The following is a 15,727-nucleotide window of genomic DNA, read 5'->3' as shown; positions in this document are numbered from 1 at the left end:
CCCCGGGGCCCTCAGAGCCCCCGGGGGGCTACGCCGGCAGGTCGAAGTCGAACCAGATGCGGTGGGTGCCGTCCTCGTCCACGCGCAGGCCGCCCGTGCCCGTGATGCCCTTCAGGGCCGCCGTGCCGCTGGCCGGGACGATCGCGAAGTGCTCGGCGCTCCGGTCGGGGCCGCCGTCCGTGGTGGCCCCGTGGACGAAGTTGAAGGCACCCTCACGGCCCGCGAGGGTGCCTTCGAAGGACTCCATGGCCACGTAGCTGCCGACGCCCGCCTCCTGGTCGAACGCGGCGGTGAAGAGGGTGGCCGAGCGGCCCGAGAGGGACTCGCCCTCGTAGTGTTTCTCCATCGTCGCCACGCCGACCGGGAGCCCGGTCTCGACCGGGGGCTCCGGGGTGAGCGGTGCCGGAGTGAAACTGACGACCTTGAAAGTGCCGGAAGCTCTCATCATCGGATGAGCGTAATCGCGCAACGCGCAGTACGAGGGAAGTCGGGGACACATGTCCATGGCCACGGCTACGGCCACCGCATCGCGCGGCGTACCCACCCGGACCCCCACCGCCTTCATCGCGCTCGGGGTCTTCGCCGCGCTGCGCGGGGCCGGGGTGCTGGTGGTCGCCGCGGTGGCCTGGTGGACCGGTCGCAGCCCCGTGAAGGTGCTCGGGGAATCCTGGGACTCGGTCTGGTACCTGCGGATCGCCGAGCACGGCTACGGGCGCACCCAGATGTATCCCGGCATCGGCTCGCTCCAGAGCGACTCCGCCTTCTTCCCGCTCTACCCCGTCCTCATCCGCTGCGCCTCCCTCGTGCTGCCGGGCTCACTGACCACCGCCGCGCTCTTCGTCGCCTGGATCGCGGCCGGGGCGGCGGCCGTCGGGGTGTACCGCGTCGGGGAGCACCTCCTCGGGCCCCGCGGCGGGCTGCTGCTCGTCGCGCTGTGGGCCGTGCTCCCGCACTCCCTCATGCTGACCCTGGCCTACACGGAGCCCCTGCTGGCCGCCTGCGCGGCCTGGGCCCTGTACGCGCTGCTGCGGGGCCGGTGGGGGTGGGCCGCGGGGCTGGCCGTGCTCGCCGGGCTGACCCGGCCCACCGGGGTCGCGGTCGCCGCCGCCGTGGTGGTGAGCGCCGCCTGCGAGATCCTCGTACGCCGTAACCGCGCCCCGGCGGTGTGGGCCGCCGCGCTGGCCGCGCCCGCGGGCTGGGTCTCGTACGTCCTGCTCGTCGGCGCCCGCCGGGACGATCCCCTCGGCGGCTACTTCGCCGTCCAGAGCGGCTGGGGCTCGCGCTTCGACTTCGGTGCGGCCGCGCTGCGCTCCGCCTGGAACGCCGTGGCCGGCGGGACCGGCGGACACACGGAGCTCGCCACCCGGGTGACGGTGGTCCTGCTGGTGGCGGCGCTGCTGCTCGCGGGCCGGCTGGTGGCGGACCGGACGGTCCCGCTGCCGCTGCTCGTGTACACCGGCGTCCTGCTGGTGATGACCTGCGGCGGGGCCGGCTTCTTCGAGTCGAAGCCCCGCTTCCTGCTGCCCGCGTTCCCGCTGCTGCTGCCGCTCGCGGCCCTCATGGCGAAAGCCCGGCCCCGCACCGCGGTCGTGGTGACCGGGGTGCTGGCCGGGCTCTCGTACGCATACGGGCCGTACCTGCTGCTCGCATCCGGGGTGGCGCCCTGAGGGGACGGCCGGGACCTAGTTGGTCTCGCCGTCGCCCTCGTCGTCGTCACCCTTGTCGGCGGAGTCGACCTCGGCTTCCAGGCCGAGCTGCTCGACGAGCCACTTGTCGAACTCGATCGACGCGCGGACCCAGCTGACCGTGGAGGACACGAAGTGCTCCAGGTTCACGCCGGTGCCGATCAGCATCTGGGCCTCACCGATCAGACGGACGGAGCCGTCGTCGTGGGTGTGGCTGTAGACCTTCGGCCACAGGGTGCGGCGGTTCCAGTCGTCGATCGACTCGAGGAGCTGCGGCTTCTCGTCGATCTTGTGCGGGCGGTCGTAGAAGGTCCGCACGGAGAAGACCTGCTGCTCGTCCTCGCCGCGGAACATGAAGTACGTGCGGAATTCCTCCCACGGCGCCGCGAGGTCACCCTCGTCGTCGAGGACGTACTTGAGCTCCATCTGCTCCAGAAGCTGCTTGACCAGATCCTGGTCGGGGACGACGGGGCCCGCCGGTCCTGTGGCCTGCGGATCGGGCTGCTGCCCTCCGAAGTTCGGAATCGAGGCCGGGTCGATACTCACCGTGTACTTCCCTTCGTGCGGATGCCGCCATCCTCCCTCATCCCTCCCGCCCCGTGTCCACCTCCGCACGTACGATCCGCTCCGGGCGGACAGGAGTAGGGCCGCCGTAAGGGGGATGGATGGATGGCCATTCAAGGGACTTTGCGTGTACTCGGGGTGTCGACGCTCGCCGCACCGCTGGTGATCGGCATCGGCGGAGCGATCTGGCTGTGGGTGGCCCTGAGCGGCTGGGCCGAGGCGGGGAAGGACTCCCCGGGCCCCGAGAACAGCGGCGGGGTCGCCTGCGCCCCGGCCCTGGCGTTCGCCCGCGGGAACCTGCCGGCGGGGGCCCACGAAGAGCGGTGCACGCGGGTCGACGGGCTCTCCACCGTGACCGGGTCGTTCCGCATGAACCGGGACGGCCTGGACGCGTGGCTGGACGCGGCCTTCCCCGGGGCGCGGGAGTACGCACGGAGCGAACGTCCGAAGATCTGCCCGAAACCGGGGCCCGGCTTCGACCCGGAGGGCGGGGACCGGTGCCTCGGCGTCGACCACCCCGACGCCGTACCCGGCCGGGCCCGCCGGGTGGAGATCAGCGTCGAGCAGCAGCCGGGGTACGACGTCCGGATCCGGTTCGTCGCCCACGAGGCGTGAGAGCCCCCGGACCGTGGCGGCGGCGCCGCGCGCGGTCCGGGGGCTCCCCCGCAGGGCCTTACAGGGCCTTGCCGACCAGGAGGTCGTCGCCCGCGATCGAGACGCGGACGGTGTCGCCGTCCTTGACCTCGCCCGAGAGGATCTCGCGGGCCAGGCGGTCGCCGATGGCCGTCTGGATCAGGCGGCGCAGCGGGCGGGCTCCGTACGCCGGGTCGTTGCCCTTGTCCGCCAGCCAGGCCAGGGCCTCGGGCGTGACGTCCAGGGTCAGGCGGCGCTCGGCCAGCCGCTTCGCGAGGCGGCCGATCTGGAGCTCGGCGATGTGGGCCAGCTCGGCCTCGCTCAGGGCCGAGAAGACCACCAGGTCGTCCAGGCGGTTGAGGAACTCCGGCTTGAAGGAGGCCCGCACCACGTCCAGGACCCGGGCCTTCTTGTCCTCCGGCGAAGTGGACGGATCCACCAAGAACTGGCTGCCCAGGTTCGAGGTCAGGATCAGGATGGTGTTGCGGAAGTCCACGGTGCGGCCCTGGCCGTCCGTGAGGCGCCCGTCGTCGAGGACCTGGAGCAGGATGTCGAAGACCTCGGGATGGGCCTTCTCCACCTCGTCCAGGAGGACCACGGAGTACGGGCGGCGGCGGACGGCCTCGGTGAGCTGGCCGCCCTCCTCGTAGCCCACGTACCCGGGCGGGGCGCCGACCAGGCGGGCCACGCTGTGCTTCTCGGAGTACTCCGACATGTCGATGCGGACCATCGCCCGCTCGTCGTCGAAGAGGAAGTCGGCCAGCGCCTTGGCCAGCTCCGTCTTGCCCACGCCCGTGGGGCCCAGGAAGAGGAACGAGCCGGTCGGGCGGTCCGGGTCGGCGATGCCGGCCCGGGTGCGGCGCACGGCGTCCGAGACGGCCCGTACGGCCTCGCTCTGGCCGATCAGGCGGCGGCCCAGCTCCTCCTCCATGCGCAGCAGCTTCTCGGTCTCGCCCTGGAGCAGCCGGCCGGCCGGGATGCCCGTCCAGGCGCCGACCACGTCGGCGATGTCGTCCGGGCCGACCTCGTCCTTGACCATGGCGTCTTTGGAATGTCCGGTCTTCGCGGCGGCCCCCGCCGAAGCGGCCTCCTCCTCGGTGGCCTCCGCGAGCTCGCGCTCCAGGGCCGGGATCTCCCCGTAGAGCAGCTGGGAGGCCCGGTCGAAGTCTCCGTCGCGCTGGGCGCGCTCGGCCTGGCCGCGCAGGTCGTCCAGGCGCTCCTTGAGCTCGCCGACCCGGTTGAGGGACTGCTTCTCCTTCTCCCAGCGGGCGGTCAGGCCCCGCAGGTCCTCCTCCTTGTCCGCGAGGTCCTTGCGGATCTTGTCGAGGCGCTCGCGGGAGGCGGGGTCCGACTCGTTGTTCAGGGCCAGCTCCTCCATCCGCAGGCGGTCGACCGAGCGCTGGAGCTCGTCGATCTCCAGCGGGGAGGAGTCGATCTCCATGCGGAGCCGGGACATGGACTCGTCGACGAGGTCGATGGCCTTGTCGGGCAGGAAGCGGGAGGTGATGTACCGGTCGGAGAGGGTGGCCGCGGCCACCAGCGCGCTGTCGTTGATGACCACCTTGTGGTGGGCCTCGTAGCGGCCCTTGAGCCCGCGCAGGATCGCGATGGTGTCCTCGACGCTCGGCTCGGCGACCAGCACCTGCTGGAAGCGCCGCTCCAGCGCCGGGTCCTTCTCGATGCGCTCGCGGTACTCGTCGAGGGTGGTCGCGCCGACCATGCGCAGTTCGCCGCGGGCCAGCATGGGCTTGAGCATGTTGCCCGCGTCCATGGCGGAGTCCCCGCCGGCGCCCGCGCCGACGACCGTGTGCAGCTCGTCGATGAAGGTGATGATCTGGCCGTCGCTGGACTTGATCTCCGCGAGGACGGTCTTGAGCCGCTCCTCGAACTCGCCGCGGTACTTGGCGCCGGCGACCATCGCGCCGAGGTCGAGGGAGACGAGCCGCTTGTTCTTCAGGGACTCCGGGACGTCGCCCTTGACGATGCGCTGGGCCAGGCCCTCGACGACGGCGGTCTTGCCGACGCCGGGCTCGCCGATGAGCACCGGGTTGTTCTTGGTGCGCCGCGAGAGAACCTGGACGACGCGCCGGATCTCCTGGTCGCGGCCGATGACGGGGTCGAGCTTGCCCTCGCGGGCCGCCGCCGTGAAATCGGTGCCGAACTTCTCCAGGGCCTTGTACTGGCCCTCGGGGTCGGGGGAGGTCACCCGCCGCCCTCCTCTTGAGGTCTCGAATGCGGACAGCAGCTTCTTCGCGGTCGCGCCCTGGGCGGCGAGGAGCTCGCCTGCCGCGCCGCCCTTGGCCGCGACGGCGATGAGCAGGTGCTCGGTGGAGAGGTACTCGTCGCCGAGCTTCCCGGCCTGCGCGTCCGCCTCGGCGAGTACGGCGAGCAGCTCGCGCGTGGGCTGCGGGGGCGCGACCGTGGATCCGGTGACACTGGGCAGGGCGGCCAGCAGCCGGTCCGCTCCGGCGCGCACGGCGACCTGGTCGGCGTCGGTCGCGGCCAGCAGGTCGGTGACGTTCTCGTTGTCCTCGCCGGCGAGCAGCGCCAGCAGCAGGTGGGCGGGCGTGAGGTCCGCGTGTCCGTCCTTGACGGCCCTGCTGGTGGCCGCGTTCAGCGCGTCCCGGCTCCTGTTGGTCAGCTCGGCATCCACTTGCGACTGCTCCTCTCCGTACGGTTAACAAGAACAACCTGCACAAAGTTGAGTCTATTCCACTCAAGGTGGCCCGCGCACCTTCGCCATACCCTTCGCCGTACCCTTCGCACCATGTCTCACGAGGTACTCGACCCGACGCCGGAATACCTCGCCTTCTGGCGGGAGCGGCACATCTGCACGCTGACCACCCCGCGCCCCGACGGCAGCCCGCACGTGGTGCCGGTGGGCGTGACGTACGACCCGGAGGCCGGGCTGGCACGGGTGATCAGCAACAAGAACAGCAAGAAGATCCGCAACGTCCTGGCGGCGCAGGGGCGCGCGGACGCGCCGGACGGCCCCCGGGTGGCGGTCTGCCAGATGGAGGGACGCCGCTGGGCGACCCTGGAGGGCCGCGCGGTGATCCGTACGGACGAGGCCTCCGTCGCGGAGGCGGTACGCCGCTACGCGGAGCGCTACGGCCGGACGCCCTCGCCGAACCCGGACCGGGTTGTCATGGAGATCACCCTGGACCGGGCCATGGGGCGGGCGTAGGGGCGCGGGGAGGGCGCGGACCGGAGGCACGGCGGGCGCGGGACGGGCGCCGGCCGGTTCGGCCTTTGTCCGGTTCAACTACTGGACACGAACATCACAACGGCGCCATCGTGGTCAGGTCCACGATGGCGCCGCTGTGTGGGGGTAGCGCCTGAGCGATCTGTGACGACGGGGGAATCGCGTCAGGCACTGCGGGGGGTGGCGGTGGTTTCGGGCTCGAAGAGCTGGTGATCACGTTGATCCAGATTGACGAAGACCATGCCGTACCGGACCTCGCAACGCACGGGCTGCGGCGCGCCTCGCGGGCGGCGCAGGCACCGGTAGGCGCGGACGTCCTCGTCCTCCTCGCGCACCACGACGATGGGCTGGCCGAAGAGGGTGACCTTCAACGAATCGCCGGCGTACGGAATTGCGCTGGTCAGGTCGATGAACTGCCAGCCCGATCGGTACGCCGAAGCCATTTCGCGACGGAAGCCGCGGTCGTCGGGGGTCATCAGTCCCAGCCAAGGTCGGTCTTGGTCACGGCCGGGTGGGTGTCCCAGCCGAGATCGGTGGGGCGAGGCGCGTCCCAGCCGAGGTCCTGCTTGCCTATCGCCGCGACGGGCGCGTCACTGCGTCCCGCGTCCCCGCCCAAGGCGTTGACTGCCCCAAAGATCGCAACGGCGGAGAACCCAATGGCAAGTACCGAGCGAAGCATTCTTTTGTACATGGTCGGCTTCGTCCTCACTTGATGGAAATCTTCTCCCCCGCGTGTCAGACGATGGCTCATTCGGGCACGTCACTGCCACAGGGACGATGCATCATGTTCTTGCATGTTCAGGACCCTGGGGGGTGGAGATTTGCCCGGAAACACCACAAAGCCGACACATCCCCACCCCGTCACGTCCATGTGCGACGAGGGGACGCGGCTTTACACGGCGGCGCTGAGCACTGGCCGGGTGGCTCGCATCGAGGTGGAAAACGCCCCCTGCCTGCTCGAATTCGCTCTCCTGAGACCCGACCCTGATGACGCGAACCAGTTGCGCGCGGTTCCCCCGTCCGTCGCACTCGCTCAGCGGCTCCACCCGCTCGAACGGGAGATTCAGGACCGGCGCCGCGACACCATAGACCTCACCGACGCATTCGAGCCGTTTCTCACCATCAGCGCCCAGAGCCCGGCGAACACCCACGCCATCACCGTGCTGGAGGGCTTCGACCAGATCCACGCCGCCCTCGACCTGGCCACCGCCGAGTGCCACACCGAGGTGCTGACCGTGCAGCCGGGCGGGGCCCGGTCCACCTCCGTGCTCACCGAGGCGCTGGAGCGCGCGGCGCCCCTGGTCAACCGCGGGGTCCGGATACGCACGCTCTACCAGCACACGGTGCGGCACAGCCAGGGCACGCTCGCCTACGTGGACCGGATCTCCGCGGGAAGGGTCGAGATCCGCACGCTCGAAGAGCTGATAGAGCGTCTCATGATCTTCGATCGCACGGTGGCCTTCATCCCCACGAGCGACGACCGCAAGACGGCCCTGGAACTGCGCCACCCGGGGCTGGTCGACTACCTCATCAAGGTCTTCGAGCAGCTCTGGCACCGCGCGGTGCCGCTGACGGAGGAAGTGACGTACCGGCACACCCCCGGCGGCATCTCCGGCGTCCAGCGCTCCATCGCCCAGCTCCTCATCGAGGGGCACGTGGACGAGGCCATCGCGCGGCGGCTGGGAATGAACGTACGGACCTGCCGGGCCCACATCGCCAAACTGGCGGCCTCCCTGGGCAGCGGCAGCCGTGCCCAGCTGGGCTTCCTGATCGCCCAGTCGGGCATCCTGCAGGACCCCGGAGCCCTGAAGGTCCCGGAGTCCCCCGGAGCCCCGGGAGACCGCTGAGGGGCGGCCCAGCGCCTCGGGACGACCGAATGCAGAAGGCCCCGATCCGATGGATCGGGGCCTTCTGCATTCCTGCGGACGGACCGTGTCAGCCCAGCGGCCGCTTCGGCGCGGGGCGCCAGACGACCAGGGCGTTGCCCGGGACCGGCGGCTGGTACGGGACCAGGTCGCGGCGGTACGAGGCGTGGACCTGGGCCTCGCGCTGCTGGAGGACGGCGGCGGCGCCGTCGACCGCATTGGAGAGCTCGGCCACGCGCTGCTGGAGCGCGGCGACCTGGTTCTCCAGTTCGATGATCCGTTTGATGCCGGCCAGGTTGATGCCCTCGTCCTGGGACAGCGCCTGCACCGTGCGGAGCAGTTCGATGTCACGGGCCGAGTAGCGCCGGCCGCGCCCGGCCGTACGGTCCGGGGAGACCAGGCCGAGGCGGTCGTACTGGCGCAGGGTCTGCGGATGCAGGCCCGAGAGCTGGGCGGCCACCGAGATCACGTAGACCGGGGTCTCGTCGGTGAGCTGGTAGTGGCTCTTACGGCGGCCGTCCATGTCATGCTCCCTTCGCGGACTCGAACAGCGCGGAGCGCGGGTCCTCGGACTCCGTCGCGTCGCGGTACAGCTCCAAGGCCTCGCGGGCCTTGTCGTTCAGCTCGGTCGGGACCGCGACCTCCACCGTGACGAGCAGGTCGCCGCGGGTGCCGTCCTTGCGGACCGCTCCCTTGCCGCGGGCCCGCATCGTGCGGCCGTTGGGAGTGCCCGGCGGCAGCTTCAGCGTCACCGAGGGGCCGTTCAAGGTCGGAACCTTGATGTCGGCGCCCAGGGCCGCCTCCGCGAAGGACACCGGAACGGTCACCGTGAGGTTGTCGTCCTTGCGGCCGAAGACCGGGTGGCCGTCGACGTGGACGACCACGTACAGGTCGCCGGACGGGCCTCCGCGCTCGCCCGGAGCGCCCTTGCCGCGAAGCCGGATCCGCTGGGAGTCGGAGACCCCCGCCGGGATCCGGACCTGCATGGTCCGGGAGCTGCGGGCCCGGCCGCTGCCCTTGCAGACGTCACAGGGGGTCTCGGCGATCAGGCCGCGGCCCTTGCAGTCCGCACAGGGGTCGGTCAGGGAGAAACCGCCGCCGCTGCCCCGGGAGACCTGGCCGGTGCCGACGCAGGTCGGGCACACGCGGGGCGTGCCGTTCTTGTCGCCGGTGCCCGAACAGGCCTTGCAGGGTGCCTGCGAGGACATCCGGAGCGGGACCGTGGCCCCGTCCACCGCCTCCGTGAAGGAGAGGGTGACCTCCGATTCGATGTCCTGGCCGCGGCGCGGCTGGGTACGGGTCCCGGCGCCGGGGCCGGCGCCGCCGCGGTTGAACAGGCCGCCGAAGACGTCGCCCAGACCGCCGCCGAAGCCGCCGCCCGCGCCGCCGCCCGGCTGCTGCCCTCCGAAGAGGTCACCGAGGTCGAAGTTGAACGAGCCGCCGCCCCCGCCCGGACCGGGGCGGAAGCCCCCGTTGCCGAACAGGGCGCGGGCCTCGTCGTACTCCTTGCGCTTCTTCGCGTCCCCGAGGATGTCGTTCGCCTCGGAGATCTCCTTGAAGCGCTCCTCGGCCGAGGCGTCGCCCTTGTTGGCGTCCGGGTGGAACTCGCGGGCGAGCTTCCGGTACGCCTTCTTGATCTCGGCCTCGGTGGCGTCCTTCGGGACACCGAGGACCTTGTAGTAGTCCTTCTCGACGAAGTCCTTCGTGCTCATCCCCGGTGTCCCTCCTCTCGTACCTCTACTACTGGTTCAACTTCAGCCCTTTTCGGGGGCATCCGCGTCCTTGTCGGACGACGCGTCGGCCTCCGCCGCCTCGGACTTCGGCGCCGCGCCCGGCTGGGGCTCGGCCACCGCGACCCGCGCGGGACGGATCGTACGCTCGCCGATCCGGTACCCCGGCTGCAGGATCGCCACGCAGGTGTCCTCGGTGACGTCCGGCGCGTACGAGTGCATCAGGGCCTCGTGGATCGTCGGGTCGAAGGGCTCGCCCTCCTTGCCGAACTGCTGCAGGCCCATCTTGGCCGCGGCGGTCTCCAGCGATTCGGCCACCGACTTGAAGCCGCCGACCAGCTCGCCATGTTCCCGCGCCCGGCCGATGTCGTCCAGGGTCGGGAGGAGTTCCGTCAGGAGGGCCGCGACCGCGATCTCCTTGACGGCGATCCGGTCCCGCTCCACCCGGCGGCGGTAGTTCTGGTACTCCGCCTGGAGCCGCTGGAGGTCACCGGTGCGCTCACCGAGCGCCGTACGGGCCTGGTCCAGCTGAGCCAGGAGGGCCACATCCGCTGCCGCTGCTGCTGCGTCCCCGGCCGGGGCCGCAGGCTCCTCCTTGGAGGAGCCTGCGGTCTTCGGCTCTGCGGCCGCCGCGTCGTCCGCGCCGGTGGGGACTTCGGGCTTCTCGTCGAAGCCCGGGGTCTCCTCCGACATCAGGCAGCGCCGCCCTTCGGCTTCTCGTCGTCGACGATCTCGGCGTCGACGACGTCGTCGTCGGCCTTGGCCTCGTGAGCACCCTCGGCGCCCGCCGCACCCTGGGCCGCCTGGGCGTCGGCGTAGATCGCCTGGCCGAGCTTCTGGCTGACGGCGCCGAGCTTCTCGGTCGCGGTGCGGATCTCGGCGGTGTCCTCGCCCTTGAGCTTTTCCTTCAGCTCGTCGATGGACGCCTGGACCTCGTCCTTGACCTCGGCCGGGACCTTGTCCTCGTTGTCCTTGACGAACTTCTCCGTCTGGTAGACGAGCTGCTCGCCCTGGTTGCGGGACTCGGCCGCCTCCTTGCGACGGGAGTCCTCGTCCGCGTACTGCTCCGCCTCCTGGCGCATGCGGTCGACCTCGTCCTTGGCGAGCGAGGAGCCGCCGGTGACGGTCATCTTCTGCTCCTTGCCCGTACCGAGGTCCTTCGCCGTGACGTGCATGATGCCGTTGGCGTCGATGTCGAAGGAGACCTCGATCTGCGGGATGCCACGGGGGGCCGGCGGCAGACCGGTCAGCTCGAACATGCCGAGCTTCTTGTTGTACGCCGCGATCTCGCGCTCGCCCTGGTAGACCTGGATCTGCACGGACGGCTGGTTGTCCTCGGCCGTCGTGAAGATCTCGGACCGCTTGGTCGGGATCGTGGTGTTGCGCTCGATGAGCTTGGTCATGATGCCGCCCTTGGTTTCGATACCGAGGGACAGCGGGGTCACGTCGAGGAGCAGGACGTCCTTGACCTCACCCTTGAGAACGCCCGCCTGGAGGGTCGCGCCGAGGGCGACGACCTCGTCCGGGTTGACGCCCTTGTTGGCGTCCTGACCGCCGGTGAGCTCCTTGACGAGCTCGGCGACGGCCGGCATGCGGGTGGAGCCGCCGACCAGGACCACGTGGTCGATCTCGGACAGGTTGATACCCGCGTCCTTGATGACGTTGTGGAACGGGCTCTTGCAGCGCTCGAGCAGGTCCGAGGTCAGCTGCTGGAACTGGGCGCGGGTGAGCTTCTCGTCCAGGTGCAGCGGGCCCTCGGCGGAAGCCGTGATGTAGGGCAGGTTGATCGAGGTCTCCGTGGAGGAGGACAGCTCGATCTTCGCCTTCTCGGCGGCCTCGCGCAGACGCTGGAGCGCCATCTTGTCCTTGGACAGATCGACGCCGTGGCCGTTCTGGAACTGCTTCACGAGGTACTCGACGACGCGCTGGTCCCAGTCGTCGCCACCGAGGTGGTTGTCACCGTTGGTGGCCTTGACCTCGACGACGCCGTCACCGATCTCGAGGAGCGACACGTCGAAGGTGCCGCCACCGAGGTCGAAGACGAGAATGGTCTGGTCGTCCTTGTCGAGGCCGTAGGCCAGGGCGGCGGCGGTCGGCTCGTTGACAATACGCAGGACGTTGAGGCCCGCGATCTCGCCGGCTTCCTTCGTCGCCTGACGCTCGGAGTCGTTGAAGTAGGCCGGGACGGTGATGACCGCGTCCGTGACCTTCTCGCCCAGGTACGCCTCGGCGTCGCGCTTCAGCTTCTGCAGGATGAAGGCGCTCATCTGCTGCGGGTTGAAGTCCTTGCCATCCAGGTTGATCTTCCAGTCAGTGCCCATGTGGCGCTTGACGGAACGGATGGTCCGGTCCACGTTCGTGACCGCCTGGCGCTTGGCGACCTCGCCGACGAGGACCTCGCCGTTCTTGGCGAAGGCGACGACGGACGGCGTGGTCCTGGCGCCCTCGGCGTTGGTGATGACGGTGGGCTCGCCGCCTTCCAGAACGCTGACGACGGAGTTAGTGGTGCCCAGGTCGATGCCGACCGCACGTGCCATTTTGATTCCTCCAGCTGACTTGAGTGGAACAGACTCAAGGATGCACCACGCATGCGCATGCGTCAATAGAGCTGAGTCGAAGGGACTCAACCTTTAGGCCGCACTTACGCTCAAGCCAGCCTCGAGGCGGCGGCGGCGCGGCACCCGAACGGGGCACCGCCGCCGCGCGGCACCCCCACACCGCCGGAGGCGTCCGGCACGGTGCTGGCATGTCTCTGCTGCTACGCCTCCCCGCCGTACCGGGGCTCCTGCCGGCCAGGCCACCGGCCAAGCGGGTCCTCGACCTCCTCGGGGCCGCACTCCTGATCGGGGTGCTCCTCGTACCGCTCCTGCTGGTCGCCGGGCTGCTGTACGCGACCCAGGGCGCGGGCGTCCTCGTTCGGGAGCCCGTGGCCGGGCTCGGCGGGCGGGTGTACGGGGCCTGGCGGTTCCGGGTCGGCAAGGGCCGGGCCGGGGCGGCGCTGGAACGGTGTGCGCTGGACGGGATGCCACAGCTGCTGAACGTCGCGCGGGGAGAGATGTCGCTGGTCGGGCCGCGTCCGGAACCCCGTACCGACCGGCCCGACCGGCTCCTCGTAAGGCCCGGGATGACGGGGCTGTGGCAGGCGGGCGCGCGTTCGGACCTGCCGTGGGAGGAAATGGACCTGCTGGACCGGCACTATGTGGAGAACCACTGGCTGGGGATGGATCTGGCGATCCTCGCGCGGACCCCGCGGGCGGCCTGGCGGCACAGGCGACCCTGAGCGACGCAGATCACCGCACGCTCGGCTACATTGCGGCGTCGGGACTGGGTAACCTCAAGCCTTGACTGGATAAGTTACCGCTTAGTAAGTGCCGCCCGAGGAGCCCTTCCATGCAACTCGCCGCGATCATCGTGTCGCTGGTCCTGACCGTGGTCGGCGTCGCGCTGCTCGCCCGAGCCGTGGCGCAGATCTACCGCTTCGTGAAGCTCGGACAGCCCGTACCGGCAGGCAGCCGTACGGACGACCCGAAGGCACGAACGATCACCCTGGTCCGGGAGTTCCTCGGCCACAGCCGGATGAACCGCTGGGGCCTCGTCGGCTTCGCGCACTGGTTCGTCGCGATCGGCTTCCTGACCCTGCCGCCGACGCTGGTACAGGCGTACGGGCAGCTCTTCCAGGCCGACTGGACGCTCCCGATCATCGGCGAGTTCCTGCCGTTCGAGCTCTACATCGAGTTCATCGGCCTCATGACGGTCCTCGGCATCGTCGTCCTGATGGGGATCCGCCTCGCGTCGCTGCCCTCGCGGGCCGGCCGCAAGTCGCGCTTCGCGGGATCGAAGGCCTGGCAGGCGTACTTCGTCGAGTACATCATCCTGACCATCGGCCTCGCGATCCTGTGCCTGCGCGGCCTCGAAGGCGCGATCCACCACGTGGACTCGTACGAGCCCGCGTACTTCGTCTCGTACCCGCTGGTGCTGGCGTTCAAGGGCATGTCGCTCGGCGCGCTGCAGAACGCCATCTACTTCACCGCGATGATCAAGATCGGCACCTCGCTGATCTGGATGATCGTCGTCTCGCTGAACACCAACATGGGTGTCGCCTGGCACCGCTTCCTCGGCTTCCCGAACATCTGGTTCAAGCGCAACGCCGACGGCTCCACGGCCCTCGGCGCCCTGCAGCCCATGACCAGCGGCGGGAAGGTCATCGACTTCGAGGACCCGGGCGAGGACGACGTCTTCGGCGTCTCCCAGGTCGAGCAGTTCTCGTGGAAGGGCATCCTCGACTTCTCCACGTGCACGGAGTGCGGCCGCTGCCAGTCGCAGTGCCCCGCGTGGAACACCGGCAAGCCCCTCTCCCCCAAGCTCCTGATCATGTCGCTGCGCGACCACGCGCACGCCAAGGCCCCGTACCTGCTCGCGGGCGGCGGCAAGGACATGGAGGGCAACGAGAAGGCGACGCCGGAACAGCTCGCCAACGTGCCCGCGTCGGCCCTCGCCGAGGCCGAGCGGCCGCTGATCGGCACCGCCGAGGAGAACGGGGTCATCGACCCCGACGTCCTGTGGTCCTGCACGAGCTGCGGCGCCTGCGTCGAGCAGTGCCCGGTCGACATCGAGCACATCGACCACATCGTCGACATGCGCCGCTACCAGGTGATGATCGAGTCCGCGTTCCCGTCCGAGGCGGGCACGATGCTCAAGAACCTGGAGAAGAAGGGCAACCCCTGGGGCCTGGCGAAGAAGCAGCGCGTCGAGTGGACCAAGGAGGTGGACTTCGAGGTCCCGATCATCGGCAAGGACGCGGAGGACCTCTCCGAGTTCGACTACCTCTACTGGGTCGGCTGCGCCGGCGCGCTGGAGGACCGGGCCAAGAAGACCACGAAGGCCTTCGCGGAGCTGCTGAACATCGCGGGCGTCAAGTTCGCGATCATGGGCGGCGACGAGAAGTGCACGGGTGACTCCCCGCGCCGCCTCGGCAACGAGCCGCTGTTCCAGCAGCTGGCTTCCGAGAACGTCGCGATGCTGAACATGGCGTTCGGCGAGGACGACGAGGACCCGGAGACGAAGAAGCCGAAGTCGGCGAAGCGGATCGTCTCCACCTGCCCGCACTGCTTCAACACCATCGCGAACGAGTACCCGCAGCTCGGCGGCGAGTACGAGGTCATCCACCACACGCAGCTGCTCCAGCACCTGATCGACGAGGGCCGCCTCACGCCGGTGACCCCGGTCGACGGGCTGATCACGTACCACGACCCGTGCTACCTGGGCCGGCACAACAAGGTCTACACGCCGCCGCGCGAGATCATGTCCGCCGTGCCGGGCCTGCGTCAGCAGGAGATGCACCGCCACAAGGAGCGGGGCTTCTGCTGCGGCGCCGGTGGCGCGCGGATGTGGATGGAGGAGCGGATCGGCAAGCGCATCAACAACGAGCGCGTCGACGAGGCCCTGTCGCTCAACCCCGACATCGTCTCGACGGCCTGCCCGTTCTGCCTGGTGATGCTGACCGACTCGGTGAACGGCAAGAAGAACGAGGGCCAGGCGCAGGAACACGTCACTGTGGTGGACGTGGCGCAGCTGCTGCTGGAGTCGGTGAAGCTGCCGGAGGACGAGGCCGCCGCTGCGGCCGAGGCGGAGGCGGAGGCCGCCGCTGCGGCTGCTGTGGCCGAGGCGGAAGCTGCCGCGAAGGCAGCGGCCGAGGCCGAGGCGGCTGCCAAGGCGAAGGCGGCGGAGGCTGCTGCTGCCAAGGCGAAGGCGGAAGCCGCTGCGAAGGTCGAGGCCGAGGCGGAAGCCGCCGCGAAGGCCGAGGCCGAGGCGGCTGCCGAGCCCGAGGCGGCTGCCGAGCCCGAGGCTGAGGCCGAGCCCGAGGCTGCGGCTGAGGCGGCTCCGGTCGAGGCGGCCGCCGAGGTCGAGGCGGAGGCTCCGGCGAAGGCCGAAGAGGCCGAGGCCAAGGCCGACGCCGAGGAGGCCGAAGCGGGCCCCGAGGCCAAGTAGCCCGGGAGCGCACGCAGAGGAACAGCGGAACGGCCCGCCCCCATCCGGGGGCGGGCC

The 15,727-nt window shown here is 70.2% G+C and carries 15 protein-coding genes; 6 read left to right on the top strand and 9 right to left on the bottom strand.

Features of this window, described 5'->3' with window-relative positions; translation table 11 throughout:
- Positions 1–28: 28 nt before the first annotated feature.
- The gene (locus tag AC3IYJ_RS21215) at positions 29–445 is read right to left on the bottom strand and encodes a DUF3224 domain-containing protein (RefSeq protein ID WP_489402876.1); all 417 of its coding nucleotides are present in this window, start codon (positions 443–445) and stop codon (positions 29–31) included.
- A gap of 52 nt (positions 446–497) precedes the next feature.
- On the opposite strand from AC3IYJ_RS21215, the gene AC3IYJ_RS21210 reads away from it, so the two are divergent.
- Positions 498–1,667 carry a hypothetical protein gene (locus AC3IYJ_RS21210; RefSeq protein ID WP_489396362.1) on the top strand — a complete coding sequence of 390 codons (1,170 nt, stop codon included), beginning with the start codon at positions 498–500 and terminating at the stop codon, positions 1,665–1,667.
- 15 nt (positions 1,668–1,682) lie between these two features.
- Here AC3IYJ_RS21210 and AC3IYJ_RS21205 read toward each other — a convergent pair whose 3' ends face one another.
- Entirely contained in the window at positions 1,683–2,231 is a 549-nt protein-coding gene (locus AC3IYJ_RS21205) for a type III secretion system chaperone family protein (RefSeq protein WP_489396361.1), read from the bottom strand.
- Positions 2,232–2,354: 123 nt separating this feature from the next.
- Between AC3IYJ_RS21205 and AC3IYJ_RS21200 the strand changes: the two genes are divergently transcribed.
- On the top strand, positions 2,355–2,864 hold the full coding sequence (locus AC3IYJ_RS21200) for a hypothetical protein (RefSeq protein ID WP_489396360.1): 510 nt from the start codon (positions 2,355–2,357) through the stop codon (positions 2,862–2,864).
- Positions 2,865–2,922: 58 nt separating this feature from the next.
- Here AC3IYJ_RS21200 and clpB read toward each other — a convergent pair whose 3' ends face one another.
- Entirely contained in the window at positions 2,923–5,535 is a 2,613-nt protein-coding gene (clpB, locus tag AC3IYJ_RS21195; protein WP_489396359.1) for an ATP-dependent chaperone ClpB, read from the bottom strand.
- A 114-nt stretch (positions 5,536–5,649) separates the two neighbouring features.
- Between clpB and AC3IYJ_RS21190 the strand changes: the two genes are divergently transcribed.
- A complete protein-coding gene (locus AC3IYJ_RS21190; RefSeq protein WP_489396358.1) occupies positions 5,650–6,069 on the top strand; it encodes a pyridoxamine 5'-phosphate oxidase family protein in 420 nt (139 codons plus the stop codon).
- A gap of 182 nt (positions 6,070–6,251) precedes the next feature.
- Here AC3IYJ_RS21190 and AC3IYJ_RS21185 read toward each other — a convergent pair whose 3' ends face one another.
- Both AC3IYJ_RS21185 and AC3IYJ_RS21180 read right to left on the bottom strand, forming a co-directional pair.
- Positions 6,252–6,563: a (2Fe-2S)-binding protein gene (locus tag AC3IYJ_RS21185; RefSeq protein WP_330297668.1), complete on the bottom strand. Its 312-nt coding sequence runs from the start codon at positions 6,561–6,563 to the stop codon at positions 6,252–6,254.
- Positions 6,563–6,703: a hypothetical protein gene (locus tag AC3IYJ_RS21180; RefSeq protein WP_489396357.1), complete on the bottom strand. Its 141-nt coding sequence runs from the start codon at positions 6,701–6,703 to the stop codon at positions 6,563–6,565. Before AC3IYJ_RS21180 ends, AC3IYJ_RS21185 begins: the two co-directional genes overlap by 1 nt.
- A 178-nt stretch (positions 6,704–6,881) precedes the next feature.
- Here AC3IYJ_RS21180 and AC3IYJ_RS21175 point away from each other — a divergent pair, with 178 nt between their 5' ends.
- Positions 6,882–7,934, top strand: a complete 1,053-nt coding sequence (locus tag AC3IYJ_RS21175; protein ID WP_489396356.1) for a helix-turn-helix transcriptional regulator — start codon at positions 6,882–6,884, stop codon at positions 7,932–7,934.
- Between the two features lie 88 nt (positions 7,935–8,022).
- On the opposite strand, the gene AC3IYJ_RS21170 is transcribed toward AC3IYJ_RS21175, so the two are convergent.
- The 4 genes from AC3IYJ_RS21170 to dnaK are packed head-to-tail and all read right to left on the bottom strand — an operon-like array spanning position 8,023 to position 12,219.
- Positions 8,023–8,475, bottom strand: a complete 453-nt coding sequence (locus tag AC3IYJ_RS21170) for a heat shock protein transcriptional repressor HspR (protein ID WP_489396355.1) — start codon at positions 8,473–8,475, stop codon at positions 8,023–8,025.
- 1 nt (position 8,476) lies between these two features.
- Positions 8,477–9,664 carry a molecular chaperone DnaJ gene (gene dnaJ, locus AC3IYJ_RS21165; RefSeq protein ID WP_489396354.1) on the bottom strand — a complete coding sequence of 396 codons (1,188 nt, stop codon included), beginning with the start codon at positions 9,662–9,664 and terminating at the stop codon, positions 8,477–8,479.
- A 42-nt stretch (positions 9,665–9,706) separates the two neighbouring features.
- On the bottom strand, positions 9,707–10,375 hold the full coding sequence (grpE, locus tag AC3IYJ_RS21160; RefSeq protein ID WP_489396353.1) for a nucleotide exchange factor GrpE: 669 nt from the start codon (positions 10,373–10,375) through the stop codon (positions 9,707–9,709).
- Positions 10,375–12,219, bottom strand: a complete 1,845-nt coding sequence (gene dnaK, locus AC3IYJ_RS21155) for a molecular chaperone DnaK (protein WP_489396352.1) — start codon at positions 12,217–12,219, stop codon at positions 10,375–10,377. The genes grpE and dnaK overlap by 1 nt, the downstream gene beginning before the upstream one ends.
- Positions 12,220–12,428: 209 nt before the next feature.
- Between dnaK and AC3IYJ_RS21150 the strand changes: the two genes are divergently transcribed.
- Positions 12,429–12,962 (top strand): sugar transferase, encoded by a 534-nt coding sequence (locus AC3IYJ_RS21150; protein WP_489396351.1) that lies wholly within the window; start codon positions 12,429–12,431, stop codon positions 12,960–12,962.
- A 110-nt stretch (positions 12,963–13,072) separates the two neighbouring features.
- On the top strand, positions 13,073–15,670 hold the full coding sequence (locus AC3IYJ_RS21145) for a (Fe-S)-binding protein (protein ID WP_489396350.1): 2,598 nt from the start codon (positions 13,073–13,075) through the stop codon (positions 15,668–15,670).
- Positions 15,671–15,727: the final 57 nt, after the last annotated feature.

The organism is Streptomyces sp. GL_140, from assembly GCF_057834465.1.
Note: the sequence above shows the minus strand (reverse complement) of the source record. Positions and strands in the feature narration are given on the sequence as shown.